Origin of the sequence: Streptomyces sp. NPDC059456 (genome assembly GCF_042750055.1) — a bacterium.
Lineage (GTDB): Bacteria > Actinomycetota > Actinomycetes > Streptomycetales > Streptomycetaceae > Streptomyces.
The window spans coordinates 7,305-8,406 of record NZ_JBHYVA010000360.1 but is presented as its reverse complement, the minus strand read 5'-3'; the positions used below and the strand labels follow the sequence as shown (position 1 = coordinate 8,406).

The 1,102-nt window shown below is 76.8% G+C and carries 1 protein-coding gene and 1 pseudogene; one reads left to right on the top strand and one right to left on the bottom strand.

From position 1 onward, the window contains the following. Positions 1-191, bottom strand: a pseudogene (locus tag ACFXA3_RS26700) (ABC transporter permease); the annotation flags it as partial. Positions 192-325: 134 nt separating this feature from the next. On the opposite strand from ACFXA3_RS26700, the gene ACFXA3_RS26695 reads away from it, so the two are divergent. Continuing rightward, positions 326-1,102: histidine kinase (locus tag ACFXA3_RS26695; protein WP_385190848.1), on the top strand; the 777-nt coding region annotated here is incomplete at its 3' end.

Sequence of the window (1,102 nt, the reverse complement as noted above, 5' to 3'; positions counted from 1 at the left end):
GGGTCCCCGGCGGGGGCGGCGAAGGCCAGATGGCCGGCGGGCAGCCCGGTGACGGCCGAGATGTTCTCCCGGGCCAGGCCCGCCGTGAGCCCGGACAACAGGCCGACCAGCAGTGTGATCAGCAGTACGACCGAGCCCATGAGGGCGAAGCGGCCCTTGGCGAACCGTAGATCTCTCCATGCGACGAACATGCTCCCCACCCTGGTCTCCCGCAGGGGCACGGGGCATCGCGCCACGGGAGCGATCCTGGTATCGAAGGACGCATCCCGACATCAAACTTTCGATTGACCGGCGACCGCGGGCCCGCCTTTACGCTGGTCGGGCCATGGCTGATCCGCAATCCCCCGCTCCCCGCCCCCTGACCCCCGTCGCGCGCGTGCTGCGGCTGTGCCTGCACGCGCTGCTGTTCGGGCTGCTCGCGCTCTCCGCCGGGCGGGCCGTCACCGACTCCGCGCCGCGCGCCGGCTGGGTGGTCGCCGCCTGCGCGGTGCTGGCCGCCGTGTACACGGCGGGCGTACTGGCCCCCGCGGTGCGCCGCTCGCCGCGCACCGGGGCGCTGTGGCTGGCGGCACTCGGCGCGGCCTGGGCGGGACTGCTGGTGGTCTCCCCCGACGGGCTGTGGATCGCCTTCCCGCTGTACTTCCTGGAACTGCACCTGCTGCGGCTGCGCTGGGGCGTGGCGGCCGTCGCGGCGACCGCCTGCGCGGCGATCGGCGGTTTTCTCGCGCACAGCGGTGCGGTGACGCCCGGCGCCTTCCTCGGGCCGCTGCTCGGCGGGGCCGTGGCGGTGGCGACCGTACTGGGCTACCAGGCGCTGTACCGGGAGAGCGAACGCCGCCGCGAGCTGATCGAGGAGCTCATGGCGACCCGGGCCGAGCTGGCGGCGGCCGAGCGGGGCGCGGGGATCCTGGCCGAGCGGGAGCGGCTGGCGCGGGAGATCCACGACACCCTGGCGCAGGGGCTGTCCTCGATCCAGCTGCTGCTCCGGGCGGCGGAACGGTCGCTGGCGGAGCCGGCCCCGGCGGGGCGCCCGGGGGGGGGGGGCGGGGGGGGCGGGGGGGGCGCCGCCCCGCCCGCGGGGCGGGCCGCGCCCGCCCCGCGC